The following is a 17,009-nucleotide window of genomic DNA, read 5'->3' as shown; positions in this document are numbered from 1 at the left end:
TTCGAGGTTGACTGTCCAGGTAAGACTGAGTGCTTTGAGAAATCTGCGGGGGTCCGATTTGACGCTGTCACCCAAAACGCCGTCGAGGTGTGGCCTGGGGTCAGCAGCGTCCACGTCGTTGTGTATGAAAAGGGCGGGGAGTCAGCAATTCTTGAGAAGACTCTAGATCCAGTCCCGTGGGATCCACCCACTAAGCCCAACAGCTGCCCGGTAGCTGGCAAGGCGGTGCTGACGCTTTAGGACGTACGAGTCCTTTCGCCTCACATGTAGGCATACGCGAGGAGCGGGGATAGACGCGTTCTTCCAGTTTCACGTAGCCGCACGGAAGAGGATCGTCTACGGGCATGCTTGAAAGAGCACTAATTCCGATCGCCCATCATCGGCTCTCACATCGCGAATCGCCGGGAACTGACCAACGGACTGGAAACCCAGTGCCTGGTGCATTCGAATGGGCGCCACGTTGTGTTCGTTCGCGAAGTAGTAAACGGTCGAGGACCGTGTCCATATCCACTCCATGCGTGCGCGGGTGAGTGCAGACCCGATCCCTCGCCGGCGGGAATTCGGAGGGACGACGACACCCCCTAAGTAATGGCCGGGCACTTTGCCATCCGGTTCGCCATGGAAGTAAGTCTTGGCGACGCCGACAACCTCATCTTGGATTGTCGCGACCAGCACGATCCGCTCGCTTAGCGGGGTAATCATTTCCGAAGTCCAGCGTGCACGGTCGCTGGCATCGCAGATCGCGCCCACATTTCCCAGGTCACCCAAGGTCGCCTCTCGAATCTGCATGTATCGAGCTTAGTAAGAGGGTTTGCCAGGGCCGCTACGGGATCCCTGATCGTGCAGTTCACTACTCCGGTTCAATTTGTGCCGGCAGGCAACGAACTTCTGCTTGCGTCAATCCAGGCCCAGTCACTTGCCTAGTTCTTTCGAGTAGCACATGGACGCTCCATCTCGGCGGTCTAACCTGAAGCCTCTGGACTCGTAGAGGCGCTGGGCATTCTGCTGGTGCGCACCGGTGTCCAGAACGATTTGTTTCCACCCCTCGCGGACTGCGGTTTCGATCGCCGTGCGGAGCAGGTTGCGTCCCAATCCCTGGCCACGAAACTCGGGGCGAAGGTACATCCGCTTCAGCGTTGTCACGCCGTCTTTGGCGGAAGTAAGCGCAACGGAGCCGACAACGGATGCCCCCATTCTGGCTACCCAAATATGACGATAGAACGCGGGCGGATCTGCCAGATCGGCATCTAGAACGGGATCATAGGAGTAACCGAACTCGGCGTGAACATCGTTGACCAGATTCACGAATCCGTCGTGATCCTCGTCCGAGTATGTTTTGAAGACGGGCATCTAAATGAACTCAATCTTCACCTGAATTGCCGGCCGCTAGCTAAAGGATCCTCTTCGGCAGAACCGGGTTTGAACGCCCATTAGCTGGTCACTTCACGCCAACAGGATGTAGCGGCGTTCCGGCCGACCTGCTGAATTGCGGACTTGAACGTCGCAAGTGGGAGTCCGGCCAGCATTTTCGTAGGAGGCAATCGCCCTCCTGTTATCGGCGATAACCCAGAGTTCCATAGGGGTCTGTGTTTTGGTCGAATGGGCCCGAAGATAGTCAAGGAGCTGTCGGGCAAGTCCCTTGCCCCACTCGTCCGGGTCAACCGCGAAGTAAAGCACTTCCGATACATCCTCATGCGGCAGAACAATCGAGAACGCGGCGGGACGCCTCCCGCTTTGCACCATAAGTAGCAACGCTCCGCTTTTTGATAGCGCTGATTCAATACCCGGTAACTTGTCTTCGAGCGGGGAAACAATGCGAAGCTGGTCCCGCGCGGCGGTGGCACGAGCCCAGATTTAGGAATGTTCAGTACTGGCCCTTGATGACGAAGTAGGAGCCGCGAATGGTGCCCGCGAGCTTGGACTTCTGCCGGGCGAACTTGAAGCCGGCCAGTTCCTCCGGCACCTCCATGCCGTCGGACAGTTTGAACCCGACCGCCCGCTTGCCGCCCTCCTCGAGGCCGTACATGACGTTGATGGAAAGTCCGGATTCATAGAAGACATACGCCATCCGGAGCCCGTCCACTTCGAAGGAAGCGACCTCCAAGGGCGTGGACGCGATTACCAGGTTCCGCTCCGAGGACAAGATGTTGTTGATGTACTCCAGCGTCTCCGGATCATCCTCCGCCGCGGTGACGGTGAAATCATGGTCGTATTTGTTCTTGTAGTAGCGCGCCTCGTTGGCACGCAGCCCGGCCAGCGCCTCCGCTACTGGCGACGATTCCAGACCGGTGGTGGACACGTTCTTGAAATCCACGGTGTACGGCATGAGTCCTCCTGGGTTGGGTCCTGTCCTGTCTGTCCTGTGCCACATCGTTGCAGATCAGCGAGCCTGTTGCATCCGGCACGCAGCCCCCGCATCACAGGGACCGGATGCGGCCCCCGCCGATGTCCACTTCGGTCAGCCGCACCGTTCGTCAGGGGTGGTGCGGCCAGTGGAAGGCCAAGTAGTCGCGGCCGCCGGACGTGCGGAGGATCATTCCGTGGCCGCCGTCGCTGGCCCACAAAGGTTCAGGGTGCTGAATCCAGGGACCCCTGACGGTTCCGCTCGTTGATTCGGCAATGCCCATGGCGTATCCGGCTTCGCCGTGGCTCGACCACAGCATCAGCAGGGTTCCCTCTGCGGAACGGGTGACGAACGGGGCCATGCAAGCAGCTCCCCCAACGTGCCAAGCCAAGGCTCCCGGTCCGCGTCTGTGAGCGGAATACCGGCGCCCATCTTTTCCTTGTTGGCGGCCGGGTGGAAGTCGTCGCCGTAGAGGAACGGCTTGCCCAGGCGGCGGCCCAGGAGGGCGCCGACGGTGGACTTGCCGCAGCCGGAGACGCCCATCACCACAAGGGGCGGAAACTGCGTGCTCCCCGGGCCTCCCCATCGCCGAAGCTGAGCAGCACCTTGCCGGAGCTGGTGGAATCCTTGGCCACCTCGAAGGCGTGCAGGGCATCCGCCAGCGGGAACTGGTGGGTGATGACGGGCTCGATGTGCAGGGAGCCGTCGGCGAGGGCAGCGATCACCTGGTCGATTTCATCGTTGAAGCGGAACGAGCCCCTGAGGTCCAGTTCGCGCGTGATGGCCAACGAAATGGGCACCGGCTGCATACCGGTGGGCAGCAGCCCCACCATTACTACGGTGCCGCCGCGCACCGCGCCCTGGATGGCCGAGGCCAGTCCGTGGTGGTTGCCGGAGGATTCGATCACGACGTCGGCCTCCACTGCGGCGATGGCTGCAGTGTCCGCGGCGTTGATCACTTGGTCAGCCCCCACGGCCGTGGCAATTTCCAGCGGCTTGAGGTGGAGGTCGACGGCGGTGATCCGGGCCGCGCCGGCACGCTTCAGGACGGCGACGGCGAGGGCGCCAATGGGGCCGGAGCCGATGACCAGTGCGGTCTTTCCGCGGACATCACCGGCGCGGGAGACTGCGTGCCAGGCGACCGAAGCAGGTTCGATCAGGGCCGCCGTGCGGAGGTTCGTGCCCTCGGGAAGGGGCCGGAGCATCCGCACCGGAAGTGTGACGTACCGGCTGAAGGCGCCGTCGGTGTGGGGGTAGCGGGCAGCGCTGCCCAGGTAGGTGCAGCCCGGCGAGAGGTTGGGCCGGTCCGCGGGATACTTCGCAGCGCCGGGGCCCGGGGTTGCGGGGTGGACGGCGACGGCGGTCCCGGCCAGGGGACCGGCGCCGTTCACTGCCGGGCGCACCACCACACCGGAGATTTCGTGGCCCAGGACCAGCGGGGCCTTGAGGATGGACTCCCCCGCGGCGCCGTGCAGCCAGTAGTGCAGGTCCGACCCGCAGATGCCGCCGTACAGGACCTCCACTACCGCTTCGTCGGGAGCCGGCTGGGGCAGCGGCACCTCGTCGATGCGCAGGTCACCGGCGGCGTGCGCCACCAGGGCCGGGCCGGTTTCCGGGAGTTCTTCAGTCATTGCAGCCACTAGACCACCACCGTCATTCCGCCATCAATGAAGATGGTCTGGCCGTTCACGAAGTTGGAGCCGTCAGAGGCCAGCCACACCACGGGGCCGGCCAGGTCCTCCACCGTGCCCCAGCGGTGGGCCGGGGTGCGCCCAAGGATCCAGGAGTTGAACTCCTCGTCGTCCACCAGGTTCTGCGTCATTTCGGTGTGGATGTAGCCGGGGGCAATCGCGTTGATCTGCAGACCGGAGGCGGCCCATTCGGCGGTCATGGCGCGGGTGAGGTTCCGCAGCCCGCCCTTAGCCGCGATGTACGGGGCGATGGTGGGACGCGCAAGGTCCGTCTGGACCGAGCAGATGTTGATGATCTTGCCCCGGCCGCGGCCGATCATGTGCCGGGCGGCTTCCCGGCCCACCAGGAACGCGCTGGTGAGGTCCGTGGAGAGGACGCGTTCCCAGTCCGCCACGTCCAGATCAAGCATGGGCACGCGGTGCTGGATGCCGGCGTTGTTCACCAGGATCTCCAGCGGACCCACGTTCTCCTCGATCCACAGGATGCTCCGGGCAGCGGCGTCGTCATCGGTCACGTCGAAGGCAACGCTGTGGATCCGGCCCGGCGGAAAATCCGCCGCCATGGCTGCGGCGGCATCCTTCAGCCGCTCCTCGTTGACGCCGTTCAGCACCACGGTGGCACCGGCGTCGGCCAGCGCCTTGGCAAGGGCCGAACCGATGCCCCTGCTGGAACCGGTGACCAGGGCTACGCGCCCGGTGAGATCAAACAACGCGCTCATGCGAAAGGTCCCTTCTGGACGAGGTTGTCCGGGGTTTGGCCGTCGGCCAGCGCCTGAAGCTGCTGCTTCAGCAGTTTGAGGATCCGGGGTTCGAAGGCTGAAGCGTTGCCACCAACGTGCGGGGTGATGAGGGCGTTCTCCGCCGACCACAGAGGATGGCCGGCGGGAAGCGGCTCGGGATCAACGACGTCGATGGCGCACTGCAGGCGGCCGGACACCACTTCGCGGGTCAGCGCCTCGGTGCTGATGACGGCACCGCGGCCCACGTTCACCACCAGGGCGCCGTCGGGCAGGGCGGCCAGGACTTCCTGGCCCACCAGGTTGTGGGTGTTGTCGTTCAGGGGAAGGACGGAGACCAGGATGTCGTGGTCTGCGGCGAGGGCCATCAGCTCATCCGGTCCATGGACCTGCCCGTCGGCGTCGGTGCGTGCCGTGCTTCCCACCCGGGTGAGGGTCACCTCGAAGGGCTCCAGGCGGCGGCCCAGTTCCTTGCCGATCCCACCGATGCCCAGCAGCAGGACTTTGCGGTCGGCCAGGGACTGTCGGCGCTGCGGCTTCCAGCTTTCAACCTGCTGGTCCTTGACGGCCTGGTCGATGCCGCGCAGCTTGGCGAGGATGAGGCCAACGGCCAGCTCCGCGGTGGCAGCTGCATGGACGCCCGAGGCGTTTGCCACTGCGGCGCCCGGACCGGCAGCCTCGCAGACGCCGTCGTACCCCGTTGACTGCGTCTGCACGAACGTAAGGTTCGGGACCGTGCCCAGGGAACCAAGCACTGCCCCGGCATTGATGTACGGGAGGATCACGCCGTCGATGCTGCCCAGGTCCTCCCCCGGGGCGTCCTTCATGTCCCAGACCACGCCGCGGAGGCTGCCGGGAAGCGGCGAAAGATCGGCCAGGAGCTGGGAGTCCGGAAAACTGACGGTGTGCACGTGCTGCATGTGGTGGAGCCTGTCGGTTGGTGGTGGATGGGGGGTGTCAGGTGGTGGGTTCGCGGCGGTCGAAGGTCAGGCCGCCGGGGACCTGGAAGGTGGGCATGAGTTCAAGCATGCCAACATTTACGTGCCGCGGCGTCTCAATGGCGTAATCGAGGGCGTTGACGATGTCATCGGTGGTGAGGGATTCGTAGCCCTCGTAGTAGGTTTGCCAGGCTTCTTCCATGGCTTCGGGGCTGCCGCCCATGTTCCGGCCGAAGATCTCAGTTTCGACCCGGCCGGGGCAGATTTCGGTGACGCGGATGCGTTTGCCCACGGTGTCGTTGCGGAGTTGGCGGGAGATCTGGTGCACGGCGGCTTTGGTGGCGTGGTAGACGGTGTGGCCGTAGAAGTTGTAGACCCCGGCGATCGAGCTGATGTTCACCACATGGCCGAGGTCGCGTTCGACCATGCCCGGCAGGACCAGGCGGGTGAGTTGCAGCAGGCCGCGGAGGTTGACGTCCACGAGTTCGTCGATGTCCTGTTCGGTGGAGTCCAGGATGTTGCCGGGCCGGGAGACGCCGGCGCAGTTGACCAGGACGTCCACTTTCAGGCCGCGGACGACGTCGGCCAGGGCGGGGGTGTCGGTCAGGTCCACCACGTGCGGGACTGCTCCGGTCCGGTCCGCCAGTTCAGCGAGGCGTTCTTCGTTGCGGGCCACCGCGTGCACGGTGAGGCCGCGCTTGGTAAGCCGTTCAGCGATGGCAGCCCCCATCCCGGTGGACGCTCCGGTGACAAGGGCAGTGGTGTAATCGGAAAGAGGCATTGTTGACATGAAATGGAGGCCCGCATCCTCATCCCACTGTTGTCAACACTAGAAAGAGAAAACGCCACGACCCGCGGAAACACCGTGCCCGAGGTGGGACTCAAACTATATTTTCGGCCTTGCAAACACTGGGTGCTCCCGAAAACACGCGGAATCCGGGAAAGTTCGAAGGCTCTACGAAGCAGTCCAAGACGAAGAGTGTGGACACCGTCCACACTTCCTTTTCGTTCAGCTCCATTTTCCTCCAACGGAAGTAGCCATATTGCAAGCAACACCCACGCCCTAGTGGTTATCGCGACGCGGTCCGGGCAACCCGACGTCGATCAAGCCGGTAGGGGCGATTCGTCGTCGGCGGCGGAGGCGGTCGATGCAGGCGTCGTGTCTGCAGCAAGGACCTGGCGGCGACGGTAGATCTGGATACCAATAGCCACCGGTATAGCAGTAACCGCGACTGCCCGCATCCACGGCCTGTCCAGAACATGACCAGTGACGGCATCCAGGGAAACCCGCCCCGGTCCCCCGATCGCAAAGGACGTGGCCGCAAGCCCGAGCACTGCCGGGTATTCCAGGCCTCCGTCCATGGCAAAGAAGCCGTTCGGCGCGTGAACGCTGGCAGCGACCCCCATGGTCGTGGCGGCAGCCGCTCCGGCCGCCGGCGTGGCGAAACCCAAAGCAAGCGCCAGTCCGGCACCCGCTTCGCCGAGACCGGCCAACATGGCACTGGTCTTCGCAGGGCGGAAGCCCATGGCATCCATGCCCTTGCTCGTCTCCTCAATACCGCCGCCGCCAAACCACCCGAAGAGTTTCTGCGACCCATGTGCGACGAGGACACCGCCAAGCGCGGCACGGAACAAGGTACGGGCCGCGGTAGTGGCTGCCGGCGTTACATTTTCATGACTCACGGTGATGAACCTCCCGGTCAATAATGCGGATCAAGCCTTCGGGCCATTCTAGGACAGCCCTTCCGGATCCCGTCGGCGACGTCGTCCTCGTAAGCCCTTGCTGCTCCTGGAGAGACTGCAGGGGCGACGCTGCCATGGCGACGGGGCACCCCGCTCACGGTACCTCTGCGGCGTGCTGGATCCGCGCGCCGTGGCAAGCGGATCCCTCCTCGTCCCCGGAATGGTGCTCCTGCCAGACGCAGGAGTCGACGTTCACCGTGTAGACCACGTGCTCGCCAAGTGCTTCTTGGGGACACGCGGGGCCGAGGGGCACCACACTCGGGATGTACGATGTAGCCCGCACCCCACGCGAGACAGTACATCCAGGGAGGCAGAATGAACACGGCTTTGTTAGAGGGCAAGGTCGCCATCGTTACTGGCGGCGGACGCGGACTCGGGCACGCAATGACACTCGGCCTGGCCCGCGCCGGCGCCTGCGTCGTCATCTCGGCCGCACGTGAGGGGCATGAAATCGGCAGGGTCGCCGATGAGATCAATGTGATGCTCGGAGTTCGCCGCGTGCTGGCGGTGCAAGCGGACGTAACCCAGGAAGCCGATTGCCGGCGCCTTGTCGACGAAGCACTCGCTACCTTCGGTGGCCTTCACATCCTGGTCAACAACGCCGGACGCGGCATGAAATACGTGAGCCCGACCTTTCTGACCGAACCTACGCGGTTCTGGGAAGTCGACAGTGACACCTGGCGGACTATTATCGACACCAACGTCAACGGTCCGTTCCTGATGACGAAGGCGGCCGTGCCGCACATGTTGCACCAGCAATGGGGCCGCATCATCAACATCACCATGAACCACCAGACCATGCGCCGCCCGGGCTTTTCGCCCTACGGCCCATCCAAGGCCGCGCTCGAATCCGAAACCGTAATTTGGGCACAAGACCTGGCCGGATCGGGCATCACTGTCAACGGTCTGCTGCCCGGCGGCGCCACGGATACGGGCATGATCCCCGATGGTGTGTCCGAAGCAGTGCGCAGCCAATTGCTCCGGCCCGAGGTGATGGTGGACCCGCTGCTCTGGCTGGCCTCAGAGTCCTCGGCAAATATCACAGGCACCCGCCTGGACGCGGCGCGCTGGGACAGCACCCTTACGCCTGACCGGGCCGCCGCAGCGGCGCTTGAAAACGCGGGCTGGGCTACCCAGTCGGCGGACTGATAGTTGATTCGCCGCCGCTCCCAGGTGATGGGCGCAGTGGTGCTTGAGAGCGGGCGTCCCGTGCTGGAGGGGCTCTAATACCTAGGCGGCAGCCATATTCTTCGGGCCGGGTTTACGGTTCTCTTGGCGTAATTGCCGGTAACGGTGACAGTGCAAGCAGACCCCCTGCCGGCCCCTGCTGAAATGTTACGGACCGGTAGCCCTCGACTTCCTTAATAAGGGTACTTAGTATTAAGGACCGGTACTACCAATTTCGCGAAGGGGTCGGCCAGCTGGTTCGCTAAAGCAGCCTTCCACCTTAAATTCTTGGACCTCCCGGCCATCTGGGTAGACCCAGAGGTCCCCTACACATCCCACTCCCCCGTGACTGACACGCGCTTACCTCGATGACGCGCGCCTTGGAGCGCACATGTGCGTGGCCGCGGGGTGGACATAGGAAGAGAGCGAACAATGAAGGCAGTAGTTTACAAAGGACCGAACGACGTCAGTGTCGAGGAGATCCCCGACGCCAAAATTGAGCACCCCGCCGACGTGCTGGTGCGCATCACCTCAGCGAACATTTGCGGCTCGGACCTCCACATGTATGAGGGCCGCACCAGCTTTGAACCGGGCCGCTCCTTCGGGCACGAAAACCTTGGGGAGGTGGTCGAAGTCGGACCGGCGGTGAGCAAGGTAAAAGTCGGGGAGCGTGTGGTGCTGCCGTTCAACGTCGCCTGCGGATTCTGCAAGAACTGCGAACGTGGCTTCACGAACTACTGCCTCACGATGCAGCCCGAACCAAAGCTCGCCGGCGCCGCTTACGGCTTCGCGGACATGGGGCCCTACCAGGGCGGCCAGGCCGAATACCTGCGCGTGCCATACGGGGACTTCAACTGCCTGCGCCTGGGCGAGGACGCGGCGGAGAAAGAACTCGACTACGTCATGCTCGCGGATATCTTCCCAACGGGCTGGCACGCCACGGAGATGGCCGGGGTTTACCCGGGCGACTCCGTTGTCATCTACGGTGCCGGTCCGGTAGGAATCATGGCCGCCTACTCAGCCATCATCAAAGGCGCCGGCAAAGTCATGGTCGTGGACCGCCAACCCGACCGCCTGAAGCTCGCCGAACAGATCGGGGCCATCCCTGTCAATGATGCCGAAGTAGATCCTGTCGAATTCGTTAAGGACCAGACCATGGGCTTCGGCGCAGACCGGGGCTGTGAATGCGTTGGCTACCAGGCGCACGATCCCGGCGGAACCGAACATCCCAACATGACCCTGAACCGGCTGGTGGACTCCGTGCGGTTCGTTGGCGGCCTCGGCGTGGTTGGCGTGTTCCTGCCCCAGGACCCCGGGGGCCCGGACAAACTCGAGCAGCAGGGCCAGGTGGCCTTCGATTACGGGAACTACTGGTTCAAAGGACAGACGATGGGCTCAGGCCAGTGCCCGGTCAAGAAGTACAACCGGGCCCTGCGTGACCTCATCGCCGGCGGAAAGGCCAGTCCCTCCTTCATCGTCAGCCACGAGCTGCCGCTTGACCAGGCCCCCGAGGGCTATAAGAACTTCGACAGCCGCGAAGACGGCTGGACAAAGGTCGTCCTGCACCCGGCCGGGGCCTGAGAGAGGCCCGGAGAGGAGAACGTCCATGTCGAAACGACCAATTCCAGGGATTTGGTATCGATGAAAGCAATGGTTTACCGCGGCCCGTATAAAGTACGGGTCGAAGAAAAAGACATTCCAAAAATTGAGCACCCCAACGACGCGATCGTGCGCGTCAGCAGGGGCGCCATTTGCGGCTCCGACCTGCATCTTTATCACGGCATGATGCCGGATACGCGGGTGGGGATGACCTTCGGGCACGAGTTCGTCGGCACCGTGCATGAGGTGGGATCCTCCGTGCAGAACGTGGCGGTGGGCGACCGGGTGATGGTTCCGTTCAACGTCTACTGCGGCTCCTGCTACTTCTGCGCCCGTGGCCTGTACTCCAATTGCCACAACGTCAACCCCAACGCGACGGCGGTGGGCGGCATCTACGGCTACTCCCACACCTGCGGAGGGTACGACGGCGGCCAGGCGGAATTCGTGCGGGTCCCCTTTGCTGACGTGGGGCCCTCGAAGATCCCGGACTGGATGGACGAGGAAGACGCTGTACTGCTCACCGACGCCTGCCCCACGGGCTACTTCGGTGCCCAGCTCGGGGACATTGCCGAAGGCGATACCGTGGTGGTGTTCGGCGCAGGCCCGGTAGGCCTGTTCGCGGCCAAGTCCTCCTGGCTGATGGGGGCAGGACGGGTGATCGTGGTTGACCACCTGAACTACCGGCTGGAGAAGGCCCGCAGCTTCGCCCACGCCGAGACGTTCAACTTCGCCGAGTACGACGACATCGTGGTGCACCTGAAGAAAGAAACCGACTACCTCGGTGCCGACGTCGTTATCGACGCCGTCGGAGCCGAAGCGGACGGCAACTTCCTCCAGCACGTCACCGCATCGAAACTCAAGCTGCAGGGCGGCTCCCCCGTCGCGCTCAACTGGGCCATCGACTCGGTCCGCAAAGGCGGCACAGTATCCGTAGTGGGCGCGTACGGGCCCATCTTCAGCGCAGTGAAGTTCGGCGACGCCATGAACAAAGGCCTCACACTGCGGATGAACCAATGCCCGGTCAAACGACAATGGCCACGCCTGTTCGAGCACATCCAAAACGGTTACCTCAAACCCAGCGACCTGGTCACGCACCGCATCCCGCTGGAACACATCGCCGAGGGCTACCACATGTTCTCCGCCAAGCTGGACAACATCATCAAGCCCCTCGTTGTCGCCGGCCAATCCTGAAGGGACAACACACCATGACAGAGCCAGCCACACCCTACATCCCCAACAAACGCCGGCCAATGAGGTCACCCGAAGACCTGCGGGCACAGATCCCGGGATGGGGTGCCGACCTCGACCCAGCCGACCGGCCCTCCTACCCCCGCGAGCAACCCGGCATCGAGACCGGCGCGCGCTGGGACTTCCCCGAACGCCAACCGGAAAAGTGGCCCCGGGAACGCTCCGTCGAGCACGCCTTCCTCCCGCCGGTCTTCGGAACCTCCGCCCCTCCCGCCGGGCTCTCCGGAGCCATCCGGCGATACGCCTACAAATACAGTGAAGGCCGGGCCGCGCACTGGCTGCTGCTGATCGGCGCTGACCGGGTGGACGCCTGGGAACACCACCTGAAGTCCCTCGCCACCCCGCACCCCGACAACCCCGTCACCGAAACCGGGGTAGTCAGCGAACTCCGCCGGGGTGGCTTGAGCTCACGCTCCGGGCAAAACCGCTCGGACGTGAACCACCAGTGGATGGACCCGATCATCGTCGCTGGCCCCTGGGTGATGGCAGCCGTAGGCATCGCAGCAGCCTACAAAACCCTAAGAAAGGAACGCACACAACCCGACACCCGCCCCGCCGCGAAGGCGGAAAGCCAGCACTAACAGCACCGAAGTGCGCCGATATCCTGCCGCGGTGACCCACGCGAAGTGGGCACCGCGGCAGGAGTCACCAAACAGCGGACTATCGGCCCCTCACTGTCAATCGAGTCTGGAGGGCAGCTTCTGCAATGTCGCACATTGACCGCAAGGCCCTGGTTTCAGCCGTCATCGGTCTAGTTACCGCACTCGTCCCGGCGCTGCTCGGCGCCCCCGAACTCGCGCCCTTAATCGGATGGTCTGTCGCCGGCGGCGTCTTCCTGACCTTGGCATGGACAAAGGCATGGCCCGCCGGTCCGGAGGCTACGGGTGAACTCGCCCGCCATGAAGGCCGATCTCGACGACTCGTTGACTCCCTCATCATCGGCGCCACGTTCGTCAGTCTCGTGGCAGTTGTCTTCGCCTTGATCCGAAGCCAGCAAAAGGATTTCATCGGCGTGACCGCAGCGCTCCTGGCAGCACTCGGCGTGGTGCTCGCCTGGGCACTCGTCAACACCGTCTACGCCTTCAAATACGCCCGGATGTACTACCTCGACGAAAACCACCACTTCCGCTTCAATCAGGACGAGGAACCGTCCTACAGCGACTTCGCCTACGCAGCCTTCTCAATCGGCATGTCCTACAACGCGAGCAACGTCAACGAGTCCTCCACCCCCTCCCGCAGGATCGCCATGGGCCACGCCCTGCTCTCCTACTTCTTCGCCACCTTCGTCGTCGCCGTGGCAATCAACCTCGTCGTCAGCCTCGGCCAGTCCAACTGACTGCGACAAGGGCTGGGCTTCGGTCCTCACTCACGCAACCCCTACTCCGGAAGTGCTCTGGGCGGGGAGGCAGCGACCTCCGCGTGGGTTTCCCTAGACGGAATGTTCAGTTGCCGGCCTGCCCCACGTACAACAAGTGTGGGTGCTATCGGTGTACGGTCCACCTCCCTGCCCTCCATGGCACCGACAAGCACTTCCATGCTCATCAGTGCCAATGCGGTGAAGTCCTGGCGGACGGTGGTCAGCGGTGGCAGGAAATCGTCTGAACCTTCAATATCGTCGAAGCCAACGACACTTACGTCGTCCGGGACGCGGACGCCAGTCTCGGCGAAAGCCCGGATGAGGCCGAGGGCGGTGTGGTCGCTGGCTGCGAAAATCGCTTGGGGCACCTTGCCCTCGCGGCCATCGGCCACGACGGCCCCATCTGCATCGAATGGGAGGACGCCGGCATGGACGCCTCCACGACGCCCCAAACCCGGCTACCGAGGAGGGATCGGCGGCCCAGCTTTACACCTCCCACTCAGTGAGACAACACTTCTCTTTGTGACTTCAACGAACCCGGCACCCGCCGACGGCATGATTGCGCGCGTCTCAATGATCCTTGACGTGTTCACCCCCGAAGAACCGGTGCTGACGGGAGGGGAAATCGCGCGCAGGGCGGGACTTTCCCGCGCCACCACGGCGCGGATACTCTCACAACTCGCCAAGCACGATTTCGTCAACCGGGTACCGTCCGGATACCAGATTGGCATCCGGTGCTTTGAACTGGGGCAGATGGCACAGCAGCCCAAGGACCTGCGGCGGCTAGCCCTGGGGACAATGTTCGACCTTCGGCGTGCCACCGGCCTGACGGTCCAGTTGGGCGTCCTGGAAGGTAACGACGTGGTCTATATCGAGATTCTGCGCGGCCAGTACCGGGACCTGACCATCCCCTCGCGGGTTGGCGGACGGGTACCGTCCTACGCGACCGCCGGCGGCAAGGCACTGCTTGCCCACTCGCCTGACCATCTGGTCGAGGGTCTCCTGAACGGCGAGTTGGAGAAGATCGGCCCTGGCACCATGACCCATCCACAGGAGCTTCGCGCCGAACTGGACCTGGCCCGGCGTGAGGGTATTGCCTACGAGCGGGAAGAATCCCACGCCGGCCTTGCATGCGCGGCCAGTCCCATCCTCCGCGGTGACGGGACGGCTGTGGCCGCCATCTCCATCACCGCGCCGGTAGGGGTGGTGGAAATGAGGCTGGTTGGTCCCGCTGTCCACGCAGCCACGTTGGGATTGAACCGCCAACTGGCGGCAGCGCCGCATTGGGCCACGTTATAAGTGCCTCATTCAGTGAGACGCAAATTTTGAACGACGGCGGCACGCACCAGATGCTTGTCACAGTCCCCGTGATCCGAACCACGGAGGTGTGAGAACCAAGCAAGGAGGAGTGACCGGTGAAGGCCGCAATCATGAACCAAGCAGGCGCACCGCTTGCAGTCGTCGAGCTTGATCTTCAGGCGCCTGGCCCGGGCGAGGTCCGTGTGCGCGTTGACGCGGCGGGCATCTGCCACAGTGATTACCACTACATGGTCCAGGACCTGGCGTGCCGGACACCGATCGTGCTGGGCCACGAGGGCGCGGGCATTGTCAAGGAAGTCGGGCCCGGGGTCACCCATGTCCAGCCCGGGGACAAGGTCATCCTGACCTGGCGGCCGAGTTGTGGCAGGTGCGAGTACTGCACCAGTGGCTCGCCTGCGCTCTGCCGCCTCGGCGCGGTGCACGCTACCCACAACGAACTGCTGCGCGGCGGAACGCGGCTGTCACACGACGGGCAGCCCGTCCACCACCTGATGGGGGTGTCCTGCTACGCGGAGGAATGCGTCGTATCCGGCGAATCCGTCATCAAGATCCCGCAGGAGGTTCCAGTCGATGTCGCAGCCATCATGGGTTGCGCAGTGGTCACGGGGATGGGCGTGGTGCTGAATGGAATGGGCGCTCCGGCCGGGGAATCGGTTCTTATCGTTGGAGCTGGCGGGGTGGGGCTTTCGGCGGTCATCGGCGCCGCAGCAGTCGGGGCGTACCCGGTGATCGTTGCCGACATTGACGACGAAAAGCTCGCGAAGGCGCGCGAGCTTGGGGCAACCCACACGATCAACACGCGCGAACGCGACCTGGCGGGGAGCGTGCACGAGATCACCGGCGGAGGCGCTCACTGGGCTGTCGAGGCCATCGGCCGGCCGCAGACCATCCGCGAGGCGGTGGTGGCACTTCGCCCCCGCGGCACGGCGTTCGTGGTGGGACTGTCCAACGCCGAATCCGAAATCAACGTGCCGCTGAACCAGGTGGTCCAGCAGGAAAAATCGGTGCGCGGAAGCCTGTACGGCTCTTCCAACCTCTCAGTGCAGATCCCCCAAATCCTGGACATGTACCTGGCAGGCCGCTTGCCGCTCGGTGCCCTCATCGGGGAGAAGTTCAGCCTGGACCGGATCAACGAAGCATTCGAATCCTTGACCAACGGAAACATCGGCCGTTCGGTGGTCCTGATGGGCAGCAATTAAGCAGATGGCAGAAGTCATGTCGTACCTACTCCCCTGGTACATGAATAGGTGTAGGCCACCGCTGGCCCACCCAAGGAAGCCGGAACGAGGACCACAAGAAGTCAGTCACAGCAAGCGGAAGTCCCCCCAGCTAGGGACTTGGACCGCCACCCCATCCGCCTGAATAGGCCACCGCGGCAGCCAGGCTAAAGCCCGGACCAATAGCGTCAGAGGCGCCCCAGCGCAAGCTTTGTCAACACATTAAAGCAAAAAAGCCCCTGACGAGGGGATATCCTGTGCCCGAGGTGGGACTCGAACCACATTCCCGCCATTGAAACAGAGGGAACCCGCGGAAATATGCGGAATTCGGGGCAGTTCGAAGGCTGTTTGGCCCCGTACGAGGTGAAATGTGTGGACATTGTCCGCACCCCCTTTCGGGGCGCTGGAGGGTTACCGCGGCACCAGATGCCTGGAGATCTCGGCGGCAGAGTCCAGCAAGTCGATAGTGCCCGCGGCGACTCCGACGACGATGTCGAACCCTTCATCCGTGGTGAAGTCATGCCGGTAACCGTTGATCCACAGCAGCAGCACCATGAGCGTCCACGCAGTCTGTTCGTTGCCATCGATGAGTGGATGGAATCGGGCGACCGACTCCAACAAGGCTGCCGCCTTCACCGCGAGCTCCGGATAAGCTTCCGCGCACGTACGGGTACAGGGCATTGGTGTGCCAACAATGATGAAGAAGACTCCTCGGCGACTGTGACCTGACCCGCCAAGGCAGTTGGGCCAGGGAAAAATTGGCGTCGGTTAGCACGTCCGATCAGAACTGCAGGGTCGGAACATTGCAGCTGAGGCAGCCCATGGCTTGCCCATTTTCGCGCAAGAGCATACCCAAGCCACTGCAACCATGGCGATCATCCATTCATCCTGATCACCGGGTCCCGGGGGTAGTTGGGCCAGCCCCAAGAAAGGGTAGTTTACGACTGTAAACAGGTATTGACGAGTGGTATAGCCGGGAGTATTTTGCCGCTGTGGAGTTCCGGGGGCCCACCTTATGGAAGGCACTCAGATGGCATGGCAACTTGAAGGCACGTACTTCGAAAACTGCAACTGCAACATGATCTGCCCCTGTACGACCTCCGGTCTTACCGAGCCCGGCACTAGGGACCGCTGCAACGTCATGCTGGCTTTCCACGTCGACAGGGGCGATGTCAACGGTGTTGACGTCAGCGGCCTGAACGTCGCCGTCGTCGCCGATGCTCCAGCCCTGATGAGCGACGGCGGCTGGCGAATGGGCGTGCTGATGGATTCAGCGGCTTCACAGGAACAAGCTGACGCCCTTGGCGCAGTGTTCGGCGGCCAACTCGGTGGACCAATGGAGGGCCTTAGTCCCTTGGTCGGAGAAATGCTGGGCTTGGAATCGCGGGCTATCACTTACGCCAATGACGGACGCGAGCACAGCGTCCAAATAGACGACGCCATCAACGTCAATATCGAGGACTTCGTTTCCCCCTTTGATGCCACTGGTGCCGGTGTCAAAGTCAGCGGGGTGGGCTTCCCCGCCGACACCTTGGCTGCAGGGCACGCAACCGCCTCCACCGTGAACATCTTCGGCCTGTCGTGGGACAACACGGGGAAGAACTCCTTCTCGGCTCCTTTCGCCTGGTCCGCCTGAGGTGCCAGGGCG

The 17,009-nt window shown here is 63.3% G+C and carries 20 protein-coding genes and 1 pseudogene; 8 read left to right on the top strand and 13 right to left on the bottom strand.

What is annotated here, in order from left to right; genetic code table 11:
* Positions 1-336 precede the first annotated feature (336 nt).
* The 11 genes from JCQ34_RS08505 to JCQ34_RS08460 all read right to left on the bottom strand — a co-directional run bounded on the left by JCQ34_RS08505 (position 337) and on the right by JCQ34_RS08460 (position 7,393).
* Positions 337-789 (bottom strand): GNAT family N-acetyltransferase, encoded by a 453-nt coding sequence (locus JCQ34_RS08505; RefSeq protein ID WP_286403717.1) that lies wholly within the window; start codon positions 787-789, stop codon positions 337-339.
* 123 nt (positions 790-912) lie between these two features.
* Entirely contained in the window at positions 913-1,305 is a 393-nt protein-coding gene (locus JCQ34_RS08500; RefSeq protein ID WP_286403715.1) for a GNAT family N-acetyltransferase, read from the bottom strand.
* A gap of 138 nt (positions 1,306-1,443) precedes the next feature.
* The gene (locus JCQ34_RS21070) at positions 1,444-1,743 is read right to left on the bottom strand and encodes a GNAT family N-acetyltransferase (protein ID WP_350310818.1); all 300 of its coding nucleotides are present in this window, start codon (positions 1,741-1,743) and stop codon (positions 1,444-1,446) included.
* Between the two features lie 121 nt (positions 1,744-1,864).
* Positions 1,865-2,326: a phage tail protein gene (locus tag JCQ34_RS08495; RefSeq protein WP_286403711.1), complete on the bottom strand. Its 462-nt coding sequence runs from the start codon at positions 2,324-2,326 to the stop codon at positions 1,865-1,867.
* Between the two features lie 148 nt (positions 2,327-2,474).
* Positions 2,475-2,705 carry a hypothetical protein gene (locus JCQ34_RS08490; RefSeq protein ID WP_286403708.1) on the bottom strand — a complete coding sequence of 77 codons (231 nt, stop codon included), beginning with the start codon at positions 2,703-2,705 and terminating at the stop codon, positions 2,475-2,477.
* Entirely contained in the window at positions 2,663-2,887 is a 225-nt protein-coding gene (locus JCQ34_RS08485; protein ID WP_434738939.1) for a hypothetical protein, read from the bottom strand. The genes JCQ34_RS08490 and JCQ34_RS08485 overlap by 43 nt, the downstream gene beginning before the upstream one ends.
* Complete coding sequence (locus JCQ34_RS08480; RefSeq protein ID WP_286403706.1) at positions 2,887-3,975, bottom strand: L-idonate 5-dehydrogenase; 1,089 nt, start codon at positions 3,973-3,975, stop codon at positions 2,887-2,889. The genes JCQ34_RS08485 and JCQ34_RS08480 overlap by 1 nt, the downstream gene beginning before the upstream one ends.
* 8 nt (positions 3,976-3,983) lie before the next feature.
* Positions 3,984-4,754 (bottom strand): SDR family oxidoreductase, encoded by a 771-nt coding sequence (locus JCQ34_RS08475; RefSeq protein WP_286403703.1) that lies wholly within the window; start codon positions 4,752-4,754, stop codon positions 3,984-3,986.
* On the bottom strand, positions 4,751-5,692 hold the full coding sequence (locus tag JCQ34_RS08470; protein ID WP_286403700.1) for a 2-hydroxyacid dehydrogenase: 942 nt from the start codon (positions 5,690-5,692) through the stop codon (positions 4,751-4,753). Before JCQ34_RS08470 ends, JCQ34_RS08475 begins: the two co-directional genes overlap by 4 nt.
* A gap of 37 nt (positions 5,693-5,729) precedes the next feature.
* Complete coding sequence (locus tag JCQ34_RS08465; RefSeq protein WP_286403697.1) at positions 5,730-6,491, bottom strand: SDR family oxidoreductase; 762 nt, start codon at positions 6,489-6,491, stop codon at positions 5,730-5,732.
* A gap of 323 nt (positions 6,492-6,814) precedes the next feature.
* Positions 6,815-7,393, bottom strand: a complete 579-nt coding sequence (locus JCQ34_RS08460) for a DoxX family protein (protein ID WP_286403694.1) — start codon at positions 7,391-7,393, stop codon at positions 6,815-6,817.
* Positions 7,394-7,768: 375 nt separating this feature from the next.
* Between JCQ34_RS08460 and JCQ34_RS08455 the strand changes: the two genes are divergently transcribed.
* The 5 genes from JCQ34_RS08455 to JCQ34_RS08435 all read left to right on the top strand — a co-directional run bounded on the left by JCQ34_RS08455 (position 7,769) and on the right by JCQ34_RS08435 (position 12,803).
* Complete coding sequence (locus tag JCQ34_RS08455; protein ID WP_286403692.1) at positions 7,769-8,602, top strand: SDR family NAD(P)-dependent oxidoreductase; 834 nt, start codon at positions 7,769-7,771, stop codon at positions 8,600-8,602.
* Between the two features lie 450 nt (positions 8,603-9,052).
* Positions 9,053-10,201, top strand: coding sequence for a glutathione-independent formaldehyde dehydrogenase (locus JCQ34_RS08450; RefSeq protein ID WP_286403690.1), 1,149 nt, complete (start codon positions 9,053-9,055; stop codon positions 10,199-10,201).
* Between the two features lie 60 nt (positions 10,202-10,261).
* Positions 10,262-11,410, top strand: a complete 1,149-nt coding sequence (locus JCQ34_RS08445; protein WP_286403687.1) for a zinc-dependent alcohol dehydrogenase — start codon at positions 10,262-10,264, stop codon at positions 11,408-11,410.
* 14 nt (positions 11,411-11,424) lie between these two features.
* A complete protein-coding gene (locus JCQ34_RS08440) occupies positions 11,425-12,048 on the top strand; it encodes a hypothetical protein (RefSeq protein ID WP_286403683.1) in 624 nt (207 codons plus the stop codon).
* Positions 12,049-12,173: 125 nt separating this feature from the next.
* Positions 12,174-12,803 (top strand): DUF1345 domain-containing protein, encoded by a 630-nt coding sequence (locus tag JCQ34_RS08435; RefSeq protein WP_286403681.1) that lies wholly within the window; start codon positions 12,174-12,176, stop codon positions 12,801-12,803.
* Between the two features lie 41 nt (positions 12,804-12,844).
* Here JCQ34_RS08435 and JCQ34_RS08430 read toward each other — a convergent pair.
* Positions 12,845-13,204, bottom strand: a pseudogene (locus JCQ34_RS08430) (substrate-binding domain-containing protein); the annotation flags it as partial.
* A gap of 142 nt (positions 13,205-13,346) precedes the next feature.
* Between JCQ34_RS08430 and JCQ34_RS08425 the strand changes: the two are divergent.
* Entirely contained in the window at positions 13,347-14,123 is a 777-nt protein-coding gene (locus JCQ34_RS08425) for an IclR family transcriptional regulator (protein ID WP_286403679.1), read from the top strand.
* Between the two features lie 116 nt (positions 14,124-14,239).
* Entirely contained in the window at positions 14,240-15,343 is a 1,104-nt protein-coding gene (locus JCQ34_RS08420; RefSeq protein WP_286403677.1) for a zinc-binding dehydrogenase, read from the top strand.
* Positions 15,344-15,772: 429 nt separating this feature from the next.
* Here the strand turns inward: JCQ34_RS08420 and JCQ34_RS08415 are convergent, their stop codons facing one another.
* Positions 15,773-16,042, bottom strand: coding sequence for a type II toxin-antitoxin system death-on-curing family toxin (locus JCQ34_RS08415; protein WP_286403674.1), 270 nt, complete (start codon positions 16,040-16,042; stop codon positions 15,773-15,775).
* A 349-nt stretch (positions 16,043-16,391) separates the two neighbouring features.
* On the opposite strand from JCQ34_RS08415, the gene JCQ34_RS08410 reads away from it, so the two are divergent.
* On the top strand, positions 16,392-16,997 hold the full coding sequence (locus tag JCQ34_RS08410) for a DUF1326 domain-containing protein (protein WP_286403671.1): 606 nt from the start codon (positions 16,392-16,394) through the stop codon (positions 16,995-16,997).
* Positions 16,998-17,009: the final 12 nt, after the last annotated feature.

The organism is Pseudarthrobacter defluvii, assembly GCF_030323865.1.
Classification (GTDB): Bacteria; Actinomycetota; Actinomycetes; order Actinomycetales; family Micrococcaceae; genus Arthrobacter; species Arthrobacter sedimenti.
Note: the sequence above shows the minus strand (reverse complement) of the source record. Positions and strands in the feature narration are given on the sequence as shown.